We start from the raw sequence: 15552 nt of genomic DNA on the forward strand, positions 1-15552 counted from the left end.
CTCCTTGCCTGCTGCAAGGTGAGCTATAGCGCCGTGGGGCAGGCCCGTCACCCCCGGCCTGCCGAGGCCAGCGGCGCAGCGGCGAGGGAACTCTGATTGTCGGGTTCGTCCTCGTCCTCCCCGTACATGGCAAGCGCCCGCCGGCGGTCGGCCAGCGTGGCGTTCAGACGATCCAGTGCCAGCATGAGGGTCGAGAACAGGCTCGAATCGAAGCCTGGCAGCTTCGAACTTTCGATCGATTCGACGAAAATATCGTCGGCCCGGCTGCCAATCTCGTCGAGCAGTTCGGGATCGTCGGAGCCACGGGCCTGGCGGAGCAATTGCAGCACTTCCGGAAGATGGCCCGGCACCGGCTCGCGGCGTCCCCAGCCGAAATAGCCGATGATGCCGGCCAGTGCCGAACCGCCGAGCGAAAGCCCGAAGATCAAGATGTAGATGTAGTCGCTGTAGAGCTCGACGAAGCTTTTCTGCTCGCCGGTGAGATAGGCCAGCGCCCCCGGGTGAACCTGGACGGCCGAGCCCTTCTCGGTCTCAGGCACCTCGATGCGGAAGGCGGAGGGGTGCTGGGTCGCCAGCGTCGGCCGCAGCGTGAACAATTGCTGGGTCAGTTCGGAGGCCGCTGCGTCGGTGATCGACCGCCGGGCGACGAGATAGTGCAGCACGGACAGCGTCGGATAGCTTTCCGCGGGCCTTGGCGGGTTGGAACCGAACGATCCGGCAACCACCTCTGCCGCCTCGAGGACAGGCACGCGCTCCGCGATCGCCTCCGCTTCCCGGATAGGCACCAGGGAAACGCGGCCGTCCGCCGTTTCACGGACAAGGCCCGCCATGGCATCTGCAACCGGCTTGGTCGCGACCGGCCCGATGGTGACGAGGGCATGGACCAGTCCCTTGCGGAAAACGTCACCGGTTTCCCACGGCAGCACATCGACAATCTTGACGCTGGCCGGCTGCACGCCGTGTTCGCGCAGGATCGTCTCGATCAGCCGCGAATTGAAGCCTATGCCACGCCCCACCACGCCCAATGTCCGTCCAGACAGGTCGGTCCACCGCTCGATGCCGGAACTCGTGGGCGCGGCAAGCACGACCGGATTGCGCTGCCAGATGGCGAGTGCGACCGCCGTTGCGGGAAAGGACACATCCGACCGCACGATGGCCAGGTCGACATCCTCGCGGGCGATCTTGGCGGCGCTGTCGCTCGGCGTGTCCGAATTCACCAGCCTGATCCGGACGCTGGAGCGCTCACGGATCAATGCAACGCGCAGCGCATCGATCAACCTGGCGGCCTCCGACCCAGCAGGCCCGACGGCAAATGTCAGCGTTGTCGGCCGGTTGTACCAATAGGTCGTGAGCGCGGCACAGGCGATCGCGGCCGAGAGCAGACCAAACAGGATGAGGCGTTTGCGTGTCATGGTGCGCCAGAGATTGAAGCGCATGATGGCGGTTTTGCGGTCCGCCGGCCATAACGACAAACCCCATAGGACAATTTGGCGCGGTGGATTGCCAAATGCGCTGCGCGTTAGGGCGAGCAGCGCCTCTGCCGGACGGTCCTGCCGTCGGCAAGCCGGCGCGCGACCTGCCGGCAGGACGCGGCCCGGCGCGGCGGGTCCTCGATGATGATCGAGGGGAAGGCATTGCGCCTTACCGGGGTATCCACGGCAGTTCTACTCGACCGCGGAATACGGGACTGAATCTGCCGGCCCTGCTCCGCGGAAAGCCGGCGTTCCCGCTCCAGTTGTTCACCCCGGTCGGAATTGCGGAGGCGGCGACCGGCCTCCTCCTGGCGACGCAGGGTCTCCAGGTTCTGGTCGGTCATGCTCCGCTGGTTCTGCTGGAACTGGTCGAACTGCTGGCGCTGAATCTGCTGCTGGCGCAGGATTTCGAAATGGTTCTGAGTGGCGTTATCCGGCCCGGCGGGTACCATTCCGGCCGGCGGCGGTGGAAATCCCGCCTGAGACCAGGCCTGGGGGATACCGCCGACAAGCGCCCCAACGAGGGCCAGCAGCGCACAAGTCCTGCCGATTGCTCTCATCGCCCTCTGTCTCCGCCATGCGCCCTCAGGCGATGGTAACCACCACGCGGCCGCGAATGCGTCCGTCGAGGATGGAACTGCCGGCCTCGATCACTTGTTCCAGCGGGACCGTCGAGGTGAGTGCGGCGAGTTTCGCTCGGTCAAGATCGCGGGCAAGCCTGGACCAGGCCTCGAGCCGCAGAGCCTTCGGCGCCATCACCGAATCGACGCCGAGCAGCGACACGCCGCGCAGAATGAAGGGGGCGACCGAGGTCGGCAGATCCATGCCCTGGGCGAGGCCGCAGGCGGCGACTGCGCCGCCGTACCGGGTCATGGCCAGCACATTGGCCAGTGTATGGGAACCGACCGAATCGATGCCGCCGGCCCAGCGCTCCTTGGCGAGCGGCTTCCCGGGGCTGGACAATTCGGCGCGGTCGATGATTTCGGCGGCGCCGAGACCCTTGAGATAGTCGGCCTCCTGGGGTCGACCGGTGGACGCGATGACGTGGAAGCCGAGCTTGGCCAGCAGGGCTGTCGCGACCGAGCCGACACCGCCAGCCGCACCAGTGACGATCACCGGCCCTCGGTCCGGCGTCAGGCCGTGGCGCTCCAGCGCCATGACGCACAACATGGCGGTGTAGCCGGCCGTGCCGATGGCCATGGCCTCGGCGGCAGACAGGTCCTTCGGCAGCGGCACCAGCCAGTCGCCCTTGACGCGCGATTTCTCGGCATAGGCGCCAAGATGGGTCTCGCCCGTGCCCCAGCCATTCAGGAGCACCGCATCACCGGGCTTGAAGTCGGGATGGGCTGACGTTTCCACGATTCCTGCGAAATCGATGCCGGGGATCATCGGGAAGCGACGGACGACCGGCGCCTTGCCGGTGAGTGCCAGACCATCCTTGTAGTTGAGCGTCGAATGCGACACGCGCACCGTCACATCGCCATCCATCAGGTCGGCCTCGTCGAAAGTGGTGAGTTCGGCCTTGGTGCCGGTCTCGCCCTTGGTCACAACGACCGCCCTGAATCCCGCCATCTCATGTCTCCTCGTCTGATGGCCTGCAACCTCGTGCGGGATGGGCCTTGCGGCAAGGGCCTCTGGCTCGGCCGATCGGCTGATAGACCGCCATCCGTAATGAACCGGAACGTCGCCTGCCGGTCGCTCCGCTAGCGTCACATTCAAGGGTGAGGGGCATGTCCGAAGACCGACAGGGCGATCTACCGGGATTTTCCGAGGCGCCGCATTTTCACGGCCACCGGGAGCGCCTGCGCGCCCGCTTTCGCGACGTGGGCGCAGACGCGCTCGCCGATTACGAGATGCTGGAACTGGTTTTGTTTCGTGCCATTCCGCGCCGCGATGTGAAGCCGATCGCCAAGGCGCTGCTGAAGCGGTTCGGATCCTTCGCCGACGTGATCGCGGCCCCCGCCGCCCGGCTTGCCGAGATCGAGGGGGTCAGCGATGGGGTCGTCACCGAGCTGAAGCTTGTCCATGCGGCGGCGGTGCGCATGGGGCGCACCAAGATCGCCCAGAAGCAGGTGCTGTCATCCTGGACGAGCGTGCTGGATTATTGCCGCGCAGCCATGGCCTTTGCCGAGCGGGAGCAGTTTCGTGTGCTCTATCTCGACAAGAAGAATGCACTGATTGCCGACGAGGTGCAGGGAGAGGGCACGGTCGACCACACGCCGGTCTATCCGCGGGAGGTGGTCAAACGGGCGCTGGAGCTTTCGGCGACCGCGCTGATCCTGGTTCACAATCACCCTTCGGGCGATCCGACACCGTCGCGCGCCGATATCCTGATGACCCAGCAGATCGTCGAGATCGCCAAGCCGCTCGGCATCAGCATCCACGACCACATCATTGTCGGACGCGAGGGCCATGCGAGCTTTCGCGGGCTGAAGCTGATTACCTGACGCTCAGGGGCGGCTCATCACCAGAGGCCGATTGTCCGCCGGGGTCTTGACCCATCGGCCATCTGGTTCCCGCTTGAAGGTGAGCGTCGTGGCGCCGCCGCCCTGAATCACCAGAAGCTCGCGCTCGAGCCGCCAGGAAGCCAGGGCGAGAGCTGCGATCGACCGTTCGCAGCCGGCGCCGATCTCAAGGGCAAAGCGCTGCTCGAGTGGCCCGGCTCCGGCGGCCAGTTCCGGCTGGAAGGTGAGGTTGCAGAGCGCCCGACCGCGCGGCTGCCCAAGCGACCATTGACCGGTGATCTCGTCGGCGGTCGGCAGAGCCGTGCCGGCGAGGCCGAGGTTGGTCAGAAAATAGACATTGGGGTCGCCTGGTTTCAGGGCCTCGAAAATGCCGACCTCGGTCTCGTCGAAATCGAGTGCCGGCCCGCCGGCCCGGTCGAGCCAGCGGATGCCGCCATTCGGCCCGATGGTCCAGGCAACCACGCCGTTCACTACAGGAAAGATCTGGGCACAGGTCGGGCCGAAGGTGAGTGCGAGCCCGGCAGCTGCCCGGTCCGGCTTGAAGGTCAGTTCGCACTTGCGATCGCCCGCAGGGTTCGACAATTCCCAGGGGCCGGCGGCGCGTTGAACCTGTGCGGCGCTGGGCAGGGTGGGGGTCGGCTGTGCGTGGGCGATCGCTGGGATAAAACTCGCGAAAGCCAGCGCGGCGAGGACGATCGGAAGAGCCATGATCGCTACTAGAGCGTGTCGCTGTCGTCGCGTCCAGCCTCGGCAGGGATCATCCCAGACATAGGGTCAATGCCTGGTTGGCGCGCCTTGTGATGATGGCGGCCTTGCGCCTGACGCCCGGCCCCGGCGCGCGGGGGTCGCGCAGGATCGGGTTCGGCAGCACGGAGACCAGAAGCGCTGCCTCACCAGCGCTCAGCCGGGCGGCCGGTTTGCCGAAGGCACGGCGGCTCGCCGCTTCGATGCCGAATTCGCCATTTGGCCCCCATTCCGCGATGTTGAGATAGATCTCCATCATCCGCCGCTTTGACCAGACGAGGTCGATGATCAGGGCCAGCGGGATTTCCAGCCCCTTGCGCAAATAGGCCGTCGGGCCGGAATCGCCCTGCCAGAGAAAGAGATTGCGCGCGACCTGCATCGGCAGGGTCGAGGCCCCTCGGGCAGGCCCGTCCTCGTCATCCATGACTGCCGCGAGTTCGCGCCAGTCAACGCCGCGATGACTGCAGAAGCGGGAATCCTCTGAGGCGATCAGGGTTGCCGGGGCAACACGCGCAATCTCGGCGAGCTTGACCGTCTGGCGATCGACCCGCTGACCGGTGACAGTGCGCCAGACCATCAGGGTCGAGACCGGTGTCACGACGGTGTACAGCAGTGTCAGCGCCAGCGGGATCGCGGCGAGGAACAGACCGACCAGGAACATGCGGCGGATGAAGCGGGACAAGGCGGCCATGATGATCGGCGAGGAGGCGGGAGCTCTCGACGCGACCACACTGGTTCGCGGCGTCGACGGATGCAAGAACGGTTGGATAGCGGTCACGGTTTCGGCCACAGGCGCCCTGCGGCCCGAGGTCGCGGTATCGCCGAGCTTCGCCGCGTTCACCGAAGGGCCGGCAATCATTGCCGTCGACATGCCGATCGGACTGCCGGAACACGCAGGCCCTGGCGGGCGCGGCCCGGAAACCCTGGCTCGCGCGCGGCTCGGCGAGCGGCAGTCCTCAGTCTTCTCGGTGCCATCGCGGGCAGCGGTCGCCTGCGAGGACTATCAGGAGGCCTGCCGGATCGCGCTCCTGACCTCGGATCCGCCGCGAAAAGTGTCGAAACAGGCCTTCTTCCTGTTTCCCAAGATCCGCGAGATCGACGCCCTGCTGCGGGGCTCGCCGGAGCTCCGGTCGCGCGTCTTCGAGGTCCACCCCGAACTCGCCTTCTGGCGTCTGAATGCCGAACAGCCGGTGGCCGTCGCCAAGAAGGTGAAATCCAGTCCGCACGGGCCGGGTCTGGTTGTCCGGCGCGAGATCCTGGTGCGTCACGGCTATCCGGAAGCCTTCCTGGAGCATCCGCCGAGAGGGGCGGGGGCCGACGACCTGCTGGACGCAGCTGTCAATGCCCTGATCGCCCGGCGGCTGCTGGAAGGCCAGGCACAGCCCTTCCCTGACCCGCCGGGCAGGGACGCGCATGGCCTGCCTATCGCCATATGGGCTTGACCCCGCGGCCGGAACCGGGTCCCGTCGCCGCCTTGCTCTGGACCCCGATCATGATCACCACCGACGATATCAGCGCTGCCCATTCCCGCATTGCCGGCCATGTCCGCCGCACACCGACGCTGTCGCTGGACGCCGATACGTTCGGCCTCGGCCTGCCCCTGTCGATGAAGCTGGAATTCCTGCAGGTGACGGGCACTTTCAAGGCGCGCGGCGCCTTTAACACACTGCTGGCCGGGCCCATGCCGAAGGCCGGTGTCTGTGCGGCATCAGGCGGCAATCACGGCATTGCGGTGGCCTATGCGGCTGCAAAGCTCGGCATTCCCGCGAAAATCTATGTTCCGGAGATTTCGTCTCCCGCCAAGATTGCCCGGATCCGCGAGACCGGGGCCGAACTGGTGGTGGGTGGCGCCCGCTATTCCGATGCGCTGGCCGCCTGCGAGGCCCATGCGGCGGAGACTGGGGCCTTGTCGGTCCATGCCTATGACGCCTGGCCGACCATTGCAGGACAGGGAACCGTCGGTCTGGAATGGGAGCAGGACGCCGGCGGGCTCGATACCGTGCTTGTCGCGGTCGGCGGTGGTGGCCTCATCTCGGGCATTTCCCGCTGGTTTGAGAAGCGGGTGAAGGTCGTCGGCGTCGAGCCAGAGGGTTCGCGTGCGCTCCAGGCGGCGCTCGAGGCAGGGCATCCCGTCGATGTCGAGGTGAACTCGATTGCCGCCGATTCGCTTGGCGCCCGCAACGTGTTCGCCCGCGTCCACGAAACAGCCGCGCTCTATGTCGACCAGGTTGTTCTGGCGCCCGACGACGCCATTCGAGAGGCACAGAAGCGACTCTGGCTCGGCCTGAGGGCAGCGGCTGAACCGGGCGGTGCCGCCGCGCTCGCCGCGCTGATCTCAGGGGCCTATCGACCGGCTCCCGGCGAGCGGGTGGGCGTGCTGGCCTGCGGTGCCAATGTCGATCTGGCGTCACTCGCGGCCGTGATCTGACGTCTCGTCGCGTCGGCGCTGAACGACCTGTGATCGTGACGCACCACGCCTAAGCTGGTCATCGCGCGCTTTCATGATAGTTTGGTGAATGCTGCGCCGCATTCCGGCGCTGTCGAACCGGAGCGAAGCGTGAGCGACGGCGAAACCCCCGACCGGCATTCGAGCGACGTCCAATCCAACCTGGCGCTGCGCCATGCGCAGGATCGGGCGCGGCTTGTTCTCCTCTGGGAGCGCATCTGGCCCCGGCTTGTGCTGTTCCTGGTCATTTTCGGCGGCGTTCTTGCTGTGTCCTGGCTCGGCTTCTGGCAGGTCGTGCCCTATTGGGCGCGCTTCGGCGGCGTGGTCTTCGTGCTGGCTCTGCTGTTCCTGGCGGCCTGGCCATTGCTCACCATCCGCCGGCCGACCGATGCCGAAGCGCTGAAACGGATCGACAAGGCAACAGGCGGTGGCCATCGGCCCGCAACCGCGCTTGCCGACGATCTCGCAACCGCCGACGACCCCTTCGCACGCGCTCTCTGGGCCGAGCACCGTGCCCGCGTGGTGGCCGCAACCGGCCGCCTGAAGACCGGCATCCCCATGCCGCGCATGGCCAATCTCGACCGCTATGCGATCCGTGCGCTGGCGGTCCTGCTGATCGTGCCTGCCTTTTTCCTGGCGGGCGACGAGCGCATGTCCCGCCTCCTGACGGCTTTCGACTGGCGCGCGCCGCCGGCCCCCATCACCTATCGGGTCGATGCCTGGGTGACGCCGCCAGCCTATACCAGCCGTCCGCCCATCATCCTTCCAACCCGTCGCTCCTCCGATACGGCCGAGCGGCGCGATGCCGCGCCCGACCTGTTCAAGGTGCCCGCCGGATCCATCGTGACCCTCCGCGTCACGGGCCTGGCCAATGTCGAGGTGAAGCCGGAAGGCGGCATAGCCGCCGCACCCATCGCCGAGGCAGCAAATGCCGCGCCGCCAGCCGCACCGACCGGGCTTGCCGAGACGCGCTGGACCATTTCAGCAGATGGCACGCTCATCGTGCGCGGCGGCGGCATCGAGCCGCTGGGCTGGCAATTCGAGGCCCTGGCCGACCGCGCACCGACCATTGCGTTCGAACGAGAGCCGCAGGCCGACCAGCGCAACCATCTGGTCTTCGCCTACAAGGTCGAGGACGATTACGGCGTGACGAGTGCCGAGGCGCGGTTCGCGCTTGCCCCTTCGGCGCGCGCCCTGCAGCGTGACGGAGCGCGGGCGCTGGCGACCCTGCCGGCCATGCCGCTCGTGCTGCCCCAGGCACGAACCCGCAGCGGCAGCGGCCAGACGACACGTGACTTCGCGGCCCATCCCTTTGCAGGTCTCCAGGTGGCGGTCACGCTGCACGCACAGGACGATGCCGGAAACCAGGCGCAGTCGGCGACTGTCGTCACCACGCTGCCGCAGCGCTCGTTCTCCAAGCCGATCCCTCGCGCGCTGGTCGAACAACGGCGGATCCTGGCGCTCGACGCCAATGCCCGGCCCAGGATTGCCCGCGCGCTCGACGCGCTGACGACCGCCCCTGACCGTTTCGGCATGGAAACACCGGTCTATCTCGGCCTGCGCACCGCCTATTACCGGACCGCACGAGCCAGAACCGACGAACAGCTGACCGATGTGATCGACTTCCTGTGGGACATGGCGGTCCGCATCGAGGACGGCGATGTCTCCGAAGCCGAACGCAATGCCCAGCAAGCCGCTGAGCGCTTGCGGCAGGCGATCGAGCGCGGTGCCTCCAACGAGGAGATCCAGCGGCTGACCCAGGAATTGCGTCAGGCGATGGATCGTCTGATGCGCGAGCTCACCGAGCAGGCACAGCGCAACCGCCAGGACAATCCGAACCAGCGGCAGGCTCAGCGCGACCAGAACCAGCGCAATGTCAGACCGCAGGATCTGCGTGACATGCTCAACCGGATCGAGAACCTCGCCCGCAACGGCGCCCGCGATCAGGCCCAGCGGCTGATGCAGGAGCTTCAGCAGATGCTCCAGGGTCTGCAGGCCGGCCGCCAGCAGCAACAGCAGGAGATGGGCGAAGGCGGCGAACAGGGCGAGAACCCTCAGGACCAGCTCTCCGACATGATCCGCAGACAGCAGCAGTTGCGTGACCAGACCTTCCGTCGCAACCAGGAACAGCGGCGCGCTCAGCGTGGTCAGCAGGGCCAGCGTCCCCAGCAGGGGCAGCAGCGCCCCGGGCAGCGCGGTCAGCAGGGCCAGCAAGGCGAACAGCAGCCCGGCCAGGGCGGCGAGCAGGGTGAAGGCGAACAGGATTATTCGCAGCTCGGCGAGGGCCAAAGGGCGCTTCGGGAATTGCTGGACCAGTTGCGCGAGCAACTGGGGCAGCAGGGCGAGGGGCAGGGCGAATCCGAAGGCGGACGCCAGGCCCAGCAGGGCCTCGGCAATGCTGGACGTGCCATGCGCGAAGCCGAAGAGGCGCTCGGTCGCGGCGACGGCCAGGGGGCGGCCGACGCCCAGGGCCGCGCGTTGCGTGGTCTGCAGCAGGGCGCGCAAGGCCTTGCGCAGCAACAGCAGGAAGGCCAGGGCCAGCAACAGGGTCAGGGCCAGCAGCCGGGGCAGCCAGGCCGTAACGGCCAGGCGGGCAACCAGGACTATGATCCGCTGGGACGCCCGACACGCGGCCGCGAGCCCAACGAGAACTCCAACGTCCGCATTCCCAATGCGGGGGAAGGCGCGGCTCAGCGGGCACAGCGCGTGCTTGAGGAGTTGCGTCGACGTCTGTCGGACCCGGATCGGCCGACGCTTGAGACCGACTATATCGAGCGTCTGCTGCGCGGATTGCAGATCCAGTAGGCCATCGTGAGGGCGGCGCAGGCCCGACCGAAGTCAGACCTCGCCGCTGCCGATCGTCCAGGTTTCGCCGGGGCGGATCGCGCGGAATGTCTCCGGCGGGATTGACCGTGCGGCCAGAGCCTCGGCGAGAGCCTGGCGTGGGGCCTCGATGGCCTCATCGGTCAACTGGACCGTACCCCAATGATGAGCGAGCGCGCGCCGTGCGCCGCAGTCGATCATGACCTGCACGGCTTCTTCGGGGTTCATATGCTGCTCGGCCATGAACCAGCGCGGCTCATAGGCGCCGATCGGCAGGATGGCGAGCCGGAAGCCGCCGAACCTGGCCTTGGCCTCGCGGAAATGGTGACCCTGCCCGTAGCCTGTATCACCGATGTGATAGATGTGCCCGGCAGGGGCCTCGATGATGAAGGCGGCCCAAAGCGCCTTGTTGCGATCGAAGACGCCCCGCGCCGTCCAGTGTCGCATGGAGGCGAGATGCACCGCCAAGCCATTGCCGATCTCGACGCGGTCGCCCCAATCGTGGGCCTCGGCGCGGATCGCGGCATCATGGCCTTTCATGATCGTGTCCTGACCGAGTGGCGTGATCACGCGCGGCGCATGAACCGCTGCGAGCCGGGACAGCGTCATCAGGTCCAGATGGTCATAGTGGCCGTGGCTGACCAGAACGATATCGATCTTCGGCAGGTCCTCGAAGCGGATACCTGGCGGGTTGACGCGTTTCGGCCCGAGGAACGAGACAGGCGAAACACGCTCCGACCACACGGGATCGAGCAGGATATTCAAGCCGCGTGTCTGCAGCAGCACGCTCGCATGGCCCACATAGGCCAGGCGTATGTCGTCGCCATCAACCCGGGCCGGCGGTTTGTCGGTGCCCTCGATCGGCCAGCTATCCGGCCATTTGGCGCGCGGCCCGCCGCCGAACTGCCAGCGCAGCACGCCGGTCAGCGACTTCGGCTCGCTGCCATGCGGATCGAAGAAGCGGGTGCCGTCGAAATGGTCGGAAACCGGGCCTGAATAGTAGGGATTGGTCGAACTCGCCCAGGCAGCACCCGCACTTCCGATCACCGGGATCGCCGCGAGATAGCCCAGCAGCTTGCGGCGCGACGGCATGGCGGATCAGCCCCCTGTCATCGGCGGGAAGAAGGCAACTTCGCTGACGCCAGCAAGCGAGGCCGCCGGTTTCACATGCACATGGTCGAGCGCGGCGCGCACGACTTTCGGATTCTCGAAGGCATGGGCATATTCCTCGCCCAGTCCGGTCAGATGCTCCACCAGGTCGGCGACGGTCGCGACACCCGCCGGAAGATCGATGATCTCCTCGGTCTTGCCGACACGCTCGCGGACCCAGGCGAAATAGAGAATCTTCAACGCTCGTCCTCGTCGATGAGGTGGCCGACCCCGGCTCGGAAATAGTCGAACCCGGTATAGAGCGTCAAAATGGCGGCGATCCACAGCAGGACAAGACCCGTCAGGGTCACGCCCGGCATCACAAGATCGCCAGCAGGGCCTGCAATGAGGAAGCCGACGGCAATCAACTGCACCGTCGTCTTCCACTTGGCGAGGCGCGTCACGGGCACCGACACGCGCAACTCGGCCAGGAACTCGCGGAGCCCGGAGACGAGAATCTCGCGAGACAGGATGATCATCGCCGCCCAGAGCGACCATCCGAGGATCGTTCCATCGGCGGCCAGCATCAACAAGACGACGCCGACCAGCAGCTTGTCGGCGATCGGATCGAGCATGCGGCCGATAGCGGATTGCTGCGACAGGGCACGGGCGAGGTAGCCATCAAAGTAGTCGGTGATGGCAGCGACCACGAAAATCGAGAACCCGACCCAGCGGAGCCAGACGCCGCTGTCGTAGAGGACCTGCACGAACAGGCATCCCGCGACCAGAGGCACGGCGACAACCCGGCCGTAGGTCAGGAGATTGGGGATGCTGAAGGCACCGCCCCGGCGGGCGCGGGGGATCTGATCGGCCGAGCTCATGATCTTGTGATGAACGAGGCCGCGCGCGCGGTCAATCGAAAGCCGATGACCGTGGTTCCCGGGATGGACAGAACCGCGTGAAGAGGCCAATGACGTCGGACATGATCGAGCTCCTGAGAACCCTGACCCGCGAACGCCCCTGGACCTCTGCAGCACTGCTGGTCGCCGCCGGCGCGTCGTTGACCATCCTTGGTGCCTATTTCTTCCAGTACGTCGTCGGGCTTGCCCCGTGCCCGCTCTGTCTTGAGCAGCGAACGCCCTATTACGTCACCATCCCGCTGGCGCTCGTCGTCGCGGCGGCGTCTTCGATCCGAGCCGTGCCAGGCTCTGTCGTCCGCATCGGTCTCTTGGCGATTGCCGCAGTCATGCTGTGGGGCGCCGGTCTTGGCATCTATCACGCAGGCGCCGAATGGGCCTTCTGGCAGGGGCCGACCACCTGTGCCCAGCCAGCAACCATTGCTCGCACGCCCGGCGATCTCCTGCGCCAGCTGCAAAGCGGGCCACGCGTTGTCGATTGCACCGTTGCCGCCTGGCGGTTTCTTGGCCTGTCGCTGGCGGGCTGGAACGTGGTGGTGGCGGTGATTCTGGCGGCCATCGCACTCGCTGGCGCCTCGCGCGGCCGGCAGGCAGGCTGACCTCAGGGCTCCAGCTCGGTATCCCAGTAAAGATAGTCCATCCAGCTGCCGTGCAGATAGTTCGGCGGGAACATCCGGCCATTGGCATGCAGGTCCTGCACGCTTGGAGCGAATGGCTCGTGCATCAGCTGCATCCCGGATTCGCGCAGCGTCTTCGAGCCCTTGTGCAGGTTGCACGGTGAGCAGGCGGTGAGCACATTGCCCCAGGTCGTCTGGCCGCCCTTCGACCGTGGAATCAGGTGGTCGAACGTCAGATCGTCGGGCGAGCCGCAATACTGGCAGCGGAATTTGTCGCGCAGAAAGACGTTGAACCGTGTGAAGGCCGGATTGCGGCTCGGCTTCACATAGGTCTTGAGCGAGACGACGCTCGGCAGGCGCATCTCGAAGCTCGGCGAGTGGATCGCCTTGTCGTAGGTGGAGACCACTGTCACGCGGTCGAGGAAGACAGCCTTGATGGTGTCCTGCCATGACCAGAGCGACAGCGGGTAATAGCTCAGCGGGCGATAGTCCGCGTTGAGCACCAGGGCCGGCCATGAGCCGGGCGCGACGCTGCTTGAGACCGACAATGCACTTGGCGAGACGGCGACCGTCACGACCAGCTCCCTGCGATCGTTTCGGACGGCTGATTCGGGCCGGCCGAACACTCATACCTGACGGGATACTATGGGCATCGTGTCGCTCTTGTGAAGCCCACCCGCACGCGGCCTGATGCCCGCAGGATCACGTCGCGATGACCAGCGGTTCGAGCACCCTACCCGAGCGACGCGCGCCGTAATGGGCCCAGAGCAGTCGGGCGGCGACTGCACGCCAGGGCCGCCAGCGCTCGGCGAGCGGCCCCATCTCCTTCGCGCTCGGCCTCGTGGGAAGCCCGAGCAGTTCGCCAGCTGCCGCCTGCAAAGCGATGTCTCCGGCCGGCCAGGCATCGGGGTGTCCAAGGCAGGAGAGGAGGTAGACATCCGCCGTCCAGGGCCCGATGCCCTTCACGGCGACTAGATGGGCATGAGCCTCGTCGGCAGGCCGTTCGTCGAGGCGGTCGAGATCGAGTGAGCCTGCGAGCATGGCCTCCGCCATGGCCTGCATGGCCCGGACTTTCGGGCGGGACAGGCCGGCGGCACGCAGCGCATCCTCGCCGGCATCGCGAATGATGTCGGGTGTCGGTGTGCCGAAGGCATTGGCGAAGCGTGCCCAGATGGCGCGTCCGGCATCGACCGAGATCTGCTGGAACACGACGATCTGGACAAGGCCCTCGAAGCCCGGCGGTCTGCGACGCAGCGGCGGCGCTCCGAGTTCCGCGAGCGTTCCCGCCATGAGCGGGCAAAGACCGGCAAGCGCCGCGAGGCCGTGCGCCAGGTCGGCTTCCGTGTCGATGCGCATGGGTCTGGCCTTCAGTGAACGGCTTGCGCCGCGGGTCGGCTGTCAGCATAGGCTTGACCATGGCCGCTTCGCACCACCCGATTCCTCAGCCGGTCCTGCGCTTCGCGCCAAGCCCGAACGGCTGGCTGCATCTTGGTCATGCGCTGAGCGCGCTGGAGAATGCGACACTTGCCGCGCGCCTCGACGGACGGCTCCTGCTGCGGATGGAGGATATTGATCCTATCCGCTGTCGCCCCGAGTTCGAGACCGCGATCCTGGAGGACCTCGACTGGCTTGGCATTGCCTACGAGCGCCCCGTGCGTCGCCAGTCGGAGCATATGGCGGCCTATGGCGCGGCCCTCGCCCGGCTTGAGGCGATGGGGCTGGTCTATCCAAGTTTCGAGAGCCGGTCCGAGCTCAAGGCCGCAGTTGCGATGAGGGTTGCAACAAGCGGTGAGCCCTGGCCGATGGATCCGGATGGAGCGCCGCTCTACCCAGGCATGGCAAAGTCGCTGACCGCCGCTGAGCGGACGGCACGGATCGCCGCGAACGCGCCTTATGCATGGCGGTTGGACATGGCCGCAGCCACGGCCCGGCTCGGCGCGCCCCTGTCGTGGAGCGAAGTCGACGCACATGGGCTTCCAGTCCGTGATGTTACCGCCAATCCAGCCCGCTGGGGCGATGTGATCGTGGCGCGCAAGGACGTGCCGACCAGCTATCACCTGTCGGTCGTGGTTGATGACGCCGTCCAGGGCATCACCCATGTCGTGCGCGGCGAGGACCTGTTCGAGGCGACATCGGTCCATCGGCTCCTGCAGGAATTGCTCGGCCTGCCCCGGCCGCTCTACAGGCATCATCGTCTGCTGCTGGGGTCGGATGGACGGAAGCTATCCAAGAACGATGGTGCGACGGGGCTGAGGGAGCTCCGGGAGCAGGGCCTGACGGCGGCCGACGTTCACCGCCGGCTTGACCTGTGACGTCCCCCTCGTCAGGCGCGTAGCATGCGCCGGCGATAGGCCGTCGGGCTCATGCCGAAGACCTCGCGAAAGCCGCTGTTGAATGTGGAGAGGTCGCCGAACCCGGCTTCGTAGGCGATCGAGGCGATGTTCTCGCTCGAGAGCGCGATCCGCGCCGCGGATCGGCGCATTCGCAACGCCAGAACATAGCGATAGGGCGACAGACCAATCACCGCCCGGAAGACCCGGATGAAATGGTACTTGCTCATCCGTGCCAGGCGCGCCAGCGCGTCGATCTCCATTGGCTCGTCGGCGCAGGCATCGATATGACGGATGACTTCGGCGATCCGCCGCTCGTCGCGCGACGTCAGGTGCGCCGCACTCGCGACATGCCCCGAGAGGTGCCCGACGACAGCCTCGGCGAGGCCGATCACGGCATCCTCGATGCCGGGGTTCCGGCCCATCGCCTCCAGCCTCGTCAGACGAGGCAGGAATTCACGGATTGCAGGCAGACTGGCGACAGGAAACACGAACCGGCTGCTGCCGGCCCGCGCGGCAGCAATCTCTTCGAACAACTCGCTGCTCAGGCTGATCGCAAGACAGCGATCACCAATCGAATGGTCGTGGCCGCACTGGAAACACCGGCCGTGATTGCCAAGCAGCAGGGCGCCGGGATGCAAGAGCGAGC

General features: G+C 66.6%; 17 protein-coding genes. 6 read left to right on the forward strand and 11 right to left on the reverse strand.

The genetic code is table 11. From position 1 onward, the window contains the following. Nucleotides 1–47 precede the first annotated feature (47 nt). The 3 genes from E8L99_RS05065 to acuI form a co-directional block, all read right to left on the reverse strand. A complete protein-coding gene (locus E8L99_RS05065) occupies nt 48–1412 on the reverse strand; it encodes a TAXI family TRAP transporter solute-binding subunit (protein ID WP_168201575.1) in 1365 nt (454 codons plus the stop codon). Nucleotides 1413–1519: 107 nt separating this feature from the next. Next, on the reverse strand, nt 1520–2032 hold the full coding sequence (locus E8L99_RS05070) for a hypothetical protein (protein ID WP_137098529.1): 513 nt from the start codon (nt 2030–2032) through the stop codon (nt 1520–1522). A 25-nt stretch (nt 2033–2057) separates the two neighbouring features. Next, a complete protein-coding gene (gene acuI / locus E8L99_RS05075) occupies nt 2058–3044 on the reverse strand; it encodes an acrylyl-CoA reductase (NADPH) (RefSeq protein ID WP_137098530.1) in 987 nt (328 codons plus the stop codon). A gap of 158 nt (nt 3045–3202) precedes the next feature. Between acuI and radC the strand changes: the two genes are divergently transcribed. Beyond that, nucleotides 3203–3919, forward strand: a complete 717-nt coding sequence (gene radC / locus E8L99_RS05080) for a RadC family protein (RefSeq protein ID WP_137098531.1) — start codon at nt 3203–3205, stop codon at nt 3917–3919. Nucleotides 3920–3922: 3 nt separating this feature from the next. Here radC and E8L99_RS05085 read toward each other — a convergent pair whose 3' ends face one another. Together E8L99_RS05085 and E8L99_RS05090 are read right to left on the reverse strand one after the other, a co-directional pair. After that, complete coding sequence (locus E8L99_RS05085; protein WP_137098532.1) at nt 3923–4645, reverse strand: AprI/Inh family metalloprotease inhibitor; 723 nt, start codon at nt 4643–4645, stop codon at nt 3923–3925. A 49-nt stretch (nt 4646–4694) separates the two neighbouring features. After that, the gene (locus E8L99_RS05090) at nt 4695–5372 is read right to left on the reverse strand and encodes a transglycosylase domain-containing protein (protein ID WP_137098533.1); all 678 of its coding nucleotides are present in this window, start codon (nt 5370–5372) and stop codon (nt 4695–4697) included. On the opposite strand from E8L99_RS05090, the gene E8L99_RS05095 reads away from it, so the two are divergent. The 3 genes from E8L99_RS05095 to E8L99_RS05105 all read left to right on the forward strand — a co-directional run bounded on the left by E8L99_RS05095 (nt 5350) and on the right by E8L99_RS05105 (nt 9932). Beyond that, nucleotides 5350–6123 carry a DUF429 domain-containing protein gene (locus E8L99_RS05095; protein WP_252511264.1) on the forward strand — a complete coding sequence of 258 codons (774 nt, stop codon included), beginning with the start codon at nt 5350–5352 and terminating at the stop codon, nt 6121–6123. The two genes, E8L99_RS05090 and E8L99_RS05095, sit on opposite strands and share 23 nt — an antisense overlap. 50 nt (nt 6124–6173) lie before the next feature. Then, on the forward strand, nt 6174–7109 hold the full coding sequence (locus E8L99_RS05100; protein ID WP_137098534.1) for a threonine/serine dehydratase: 936 nt from the start codon (nt 6174–6176) through the stop codon (nt 7107–7109). 129 nt (nt 7110–7238) lie between these two features. Further along, on the forward strand, nt 7239–9932 hold the full coding sequence (locus tag E8L99_RS05105; RefSeq protein ID WP_168201576.1) for a TIGR02302 family protein: 2694 nt from the start codon (nt 7239–7241) through the stop codon (nt 9930–9932). A gap of 33 nt (nt 9933–9965) precedes the next feature. Here E8L99_RS05105 and E8L99_RS05110 read toward each other — a convergent pair whose 3' ends face one another. Genes E8L99_RS05110 through pgsA form a run of 3 tightly spaced genes read right to left on the reverse strand, consistent with a single transcriptional unit; the run spans nt 9966 to nt 11920 of the window. After that, entirely contained in the window at nt 9966–11042 is a 1077-nt protein-coding gene (locus E8L99_RS05110) for an MBL fold metallo-hydrolase (protein WP_137098536.1), read from the reverse strand. Between the two features lie 6 nt (nt 11043–11048). Then, the gene (gene moaD, locus E8L99_RS05115) at nt 11049–11300 is read right to left on the reverse strand and encodes a molybdopterin converting factor subunit 1 (RefSeq protein ID WP_137098537.1); all 252 of its coding nucleotides are present in this window, start codon (nt 11298–11300) and stop codon (nt 11049–11051) included. Next, on the reverse strand, nt 11297–11920 hold the full coding sequence (pgsA, locus tag E8L99_RS05120; RefSeq protein WP_168201577.1) for a CDP-diacylglycerol--glycerol-3-phosphate 3-phosphatidyltransferase: 624 nt from the start codon (nt 11918–11920) through the stop codon (nt 11297–11299). The genes moaD and pgsA overlap by 4 nt, the downstream gene beginning before the upstream one ends. An 89-nt stretch (nt 11921–12009) precedes the next feature. Between pgsA and E8L99_RS05125 the strand changes: the two genes are divergently transcribed. Then, complete coding sequence (locus E8L99_RS05125) at nt 12010–12555, forward strand: disulfide bond formation protein B (RefSeq protein WP_137098538.1); 546 nt, start codon at nt 12010–12012, stop codon at nt 12553–12555. A gap of 2 nt (nt 12556–12557) precedes the next feature. Here the strand turns inward: E8L99_RS05125 and E8L99_RS05130 are convergent, their stop codons facing one another. Both E8L99_RS05130 and E8L99_RS05135 read right to left on the reverse strand, forming a co-directional pair. Further along, nucleotides 12558–13148, reverse strand: coding sequence for an HNH endonuclease (locus E8L99_RS05130; RefSeq protein WP_391527474.1), 591 nt, complete (start codon nt 13146–13148; stop codon nt 12558–12560). 127 nt (nt 13149–13275) lie between these two features. Next, nucleotides 13276–13929: a DNA-3-methyladenine glycosylase family protein gene (locus E8L99_RS05135; protein ID WP_137098539.1), complete on the reverse strand. Its 654-nt coding sequence runs from the start codon at nt 13927–13929 to the stop codon at nt 13276–13278. Nucleotides 13930–13988: 59 nt separating this feature from the next. Here E8L99_RS05135 and gluQRS point away from each other — a divergent pair, with 59 nt between their 5' ends. Beyond that, nucleotides 13989–14885: a tRNA glutamyl-Q(34) synthetase GluQRS gene (gene gluQRS, locus E8L99_RS05140; RefSeq protein ID WP_137098540.1), complete on the forward strand. Its 897-nt coding sequence runs from the start codon at nt 13989–13991 to the stop codon at nt 14883–14885. An 11-nt stretch (nt 14886–14896) separates the two neighbouring features. Here the strand turns inward: gluQRS and E8L99_RS05145 are convergent, their stop codons facing one another. Further along, nucleotides 14897–15544, reverse strand: coding sequence for a helix-turn-helix domain-containing protein (locus E8L99_RS05145; protein WP_168201578.1), 648 nt, complete (start codon nt 15542–15544; stop codon nt 14897–14899). Nucleotides 15545–15552: the final 8 nt, after the last annotated feature.

Source organism: Phreatobacter aquaticus (assembly GCF_005160265.1).
Classification (GTDB): domain Bacteria; phylum Pseudomonadota; class Alphaproteobacteria; order Rhizobiales; family Phreatobacteraceae; genus Phreatobacter; species Phreatobacter aquaticus.

Bases quoted from the DNA above. Each gene is read 5' to 3' on its own strand.
- E8L99_RS05065 (WP_168201575.1), bottom strand. From the start codon at position 1,412: ATGACACGCAAACGCCTCATCCTGTTTGGTCTGCTCTCGGCCGCGATC.
- E8L99_RS05070 (WP_137098529.1), bottom strand. From the start codon at position 2,032: ATGAGAGCAATCGGCAGGACTTGTGCGCTGCTGGCCCTCGTTGGGGCG.
- acuI (WP_137098530.1), bottom strand. From the start codon at position 3,044: ATGGCGGGATTCAGGGCGGTCGTTGTGACCAAGGGCGAGACCGGCACC.
- radC (WP_137098531.1), top strand. From the start codon at position 3,203: ATGTCCGAAGACCGACAGGGCGATCTACCGGGATTTTCCGAGGCGCCG.
- E8L99_RS05085 (WP_137098532.1), bottom strand. From the start codon at position 4,645: ATGGCTCTTCCGATCGTCCTCGCCGCGCTGGCTTTCGCGAGTTTTATC.
- E8L99_RS05095 (WP_252511264.1), top strand. From the start codon at position 5,350: ATGAAGCGGGACAAGGCGGCCATGATGATCGGCGAGGAGGCGGGAGCT.
- E8L99_RS05090 (WP_137098533.1), bottom strand. From the start codon at position 5,372: ATGGCCGCCTTGTCCCGCTTCATCCGCCGCATGTTCCTGGTCGGTCTG.
- E8L99_RS05100 (WP_137098534.1), top strand. From the start codon at position 6,174: ATGATCACCACCGACGATATCAGCGCTGCCCATTCCCGCATTGCCGGC.
- E8L99_RS05110 (WP_137098536.1), bottom strand. From the start codon at position 11,042: ATGCCGTCGCGCCGCAAGCTGCTGGGCTATCTCGCGGCGATCCCGGTG.
- pgsA (WP_168201577.1), bottom strand. From the start codon at position 11,920: ATGAGCTCGGCCGATCAGATCCCCCGCGCCCGCCGGGGCGGTGCCTTC.
- E8L99_RS05125 (WP_137098538.1), top strand. From the start codon at position 12,010: ATGACGTCGGACATGATCGAGCTCCTGAGAACCCTGACCCGCGAACGC.
- E8L99_RS05135 (WP_137098539.1), bottom strand. From the start codon at position 13,929: ATGCGCATCGACACGGAAGCCGACCTGGCGCACGGCCTCGCGGCGCTT.
- gluQRS (WP_137098540.1), top strand. From the start codon at position 13,989: ATGGCCGCTTCGCACCACCCGATTCCTCAGCCGGTCCTGCGCTTCGCG.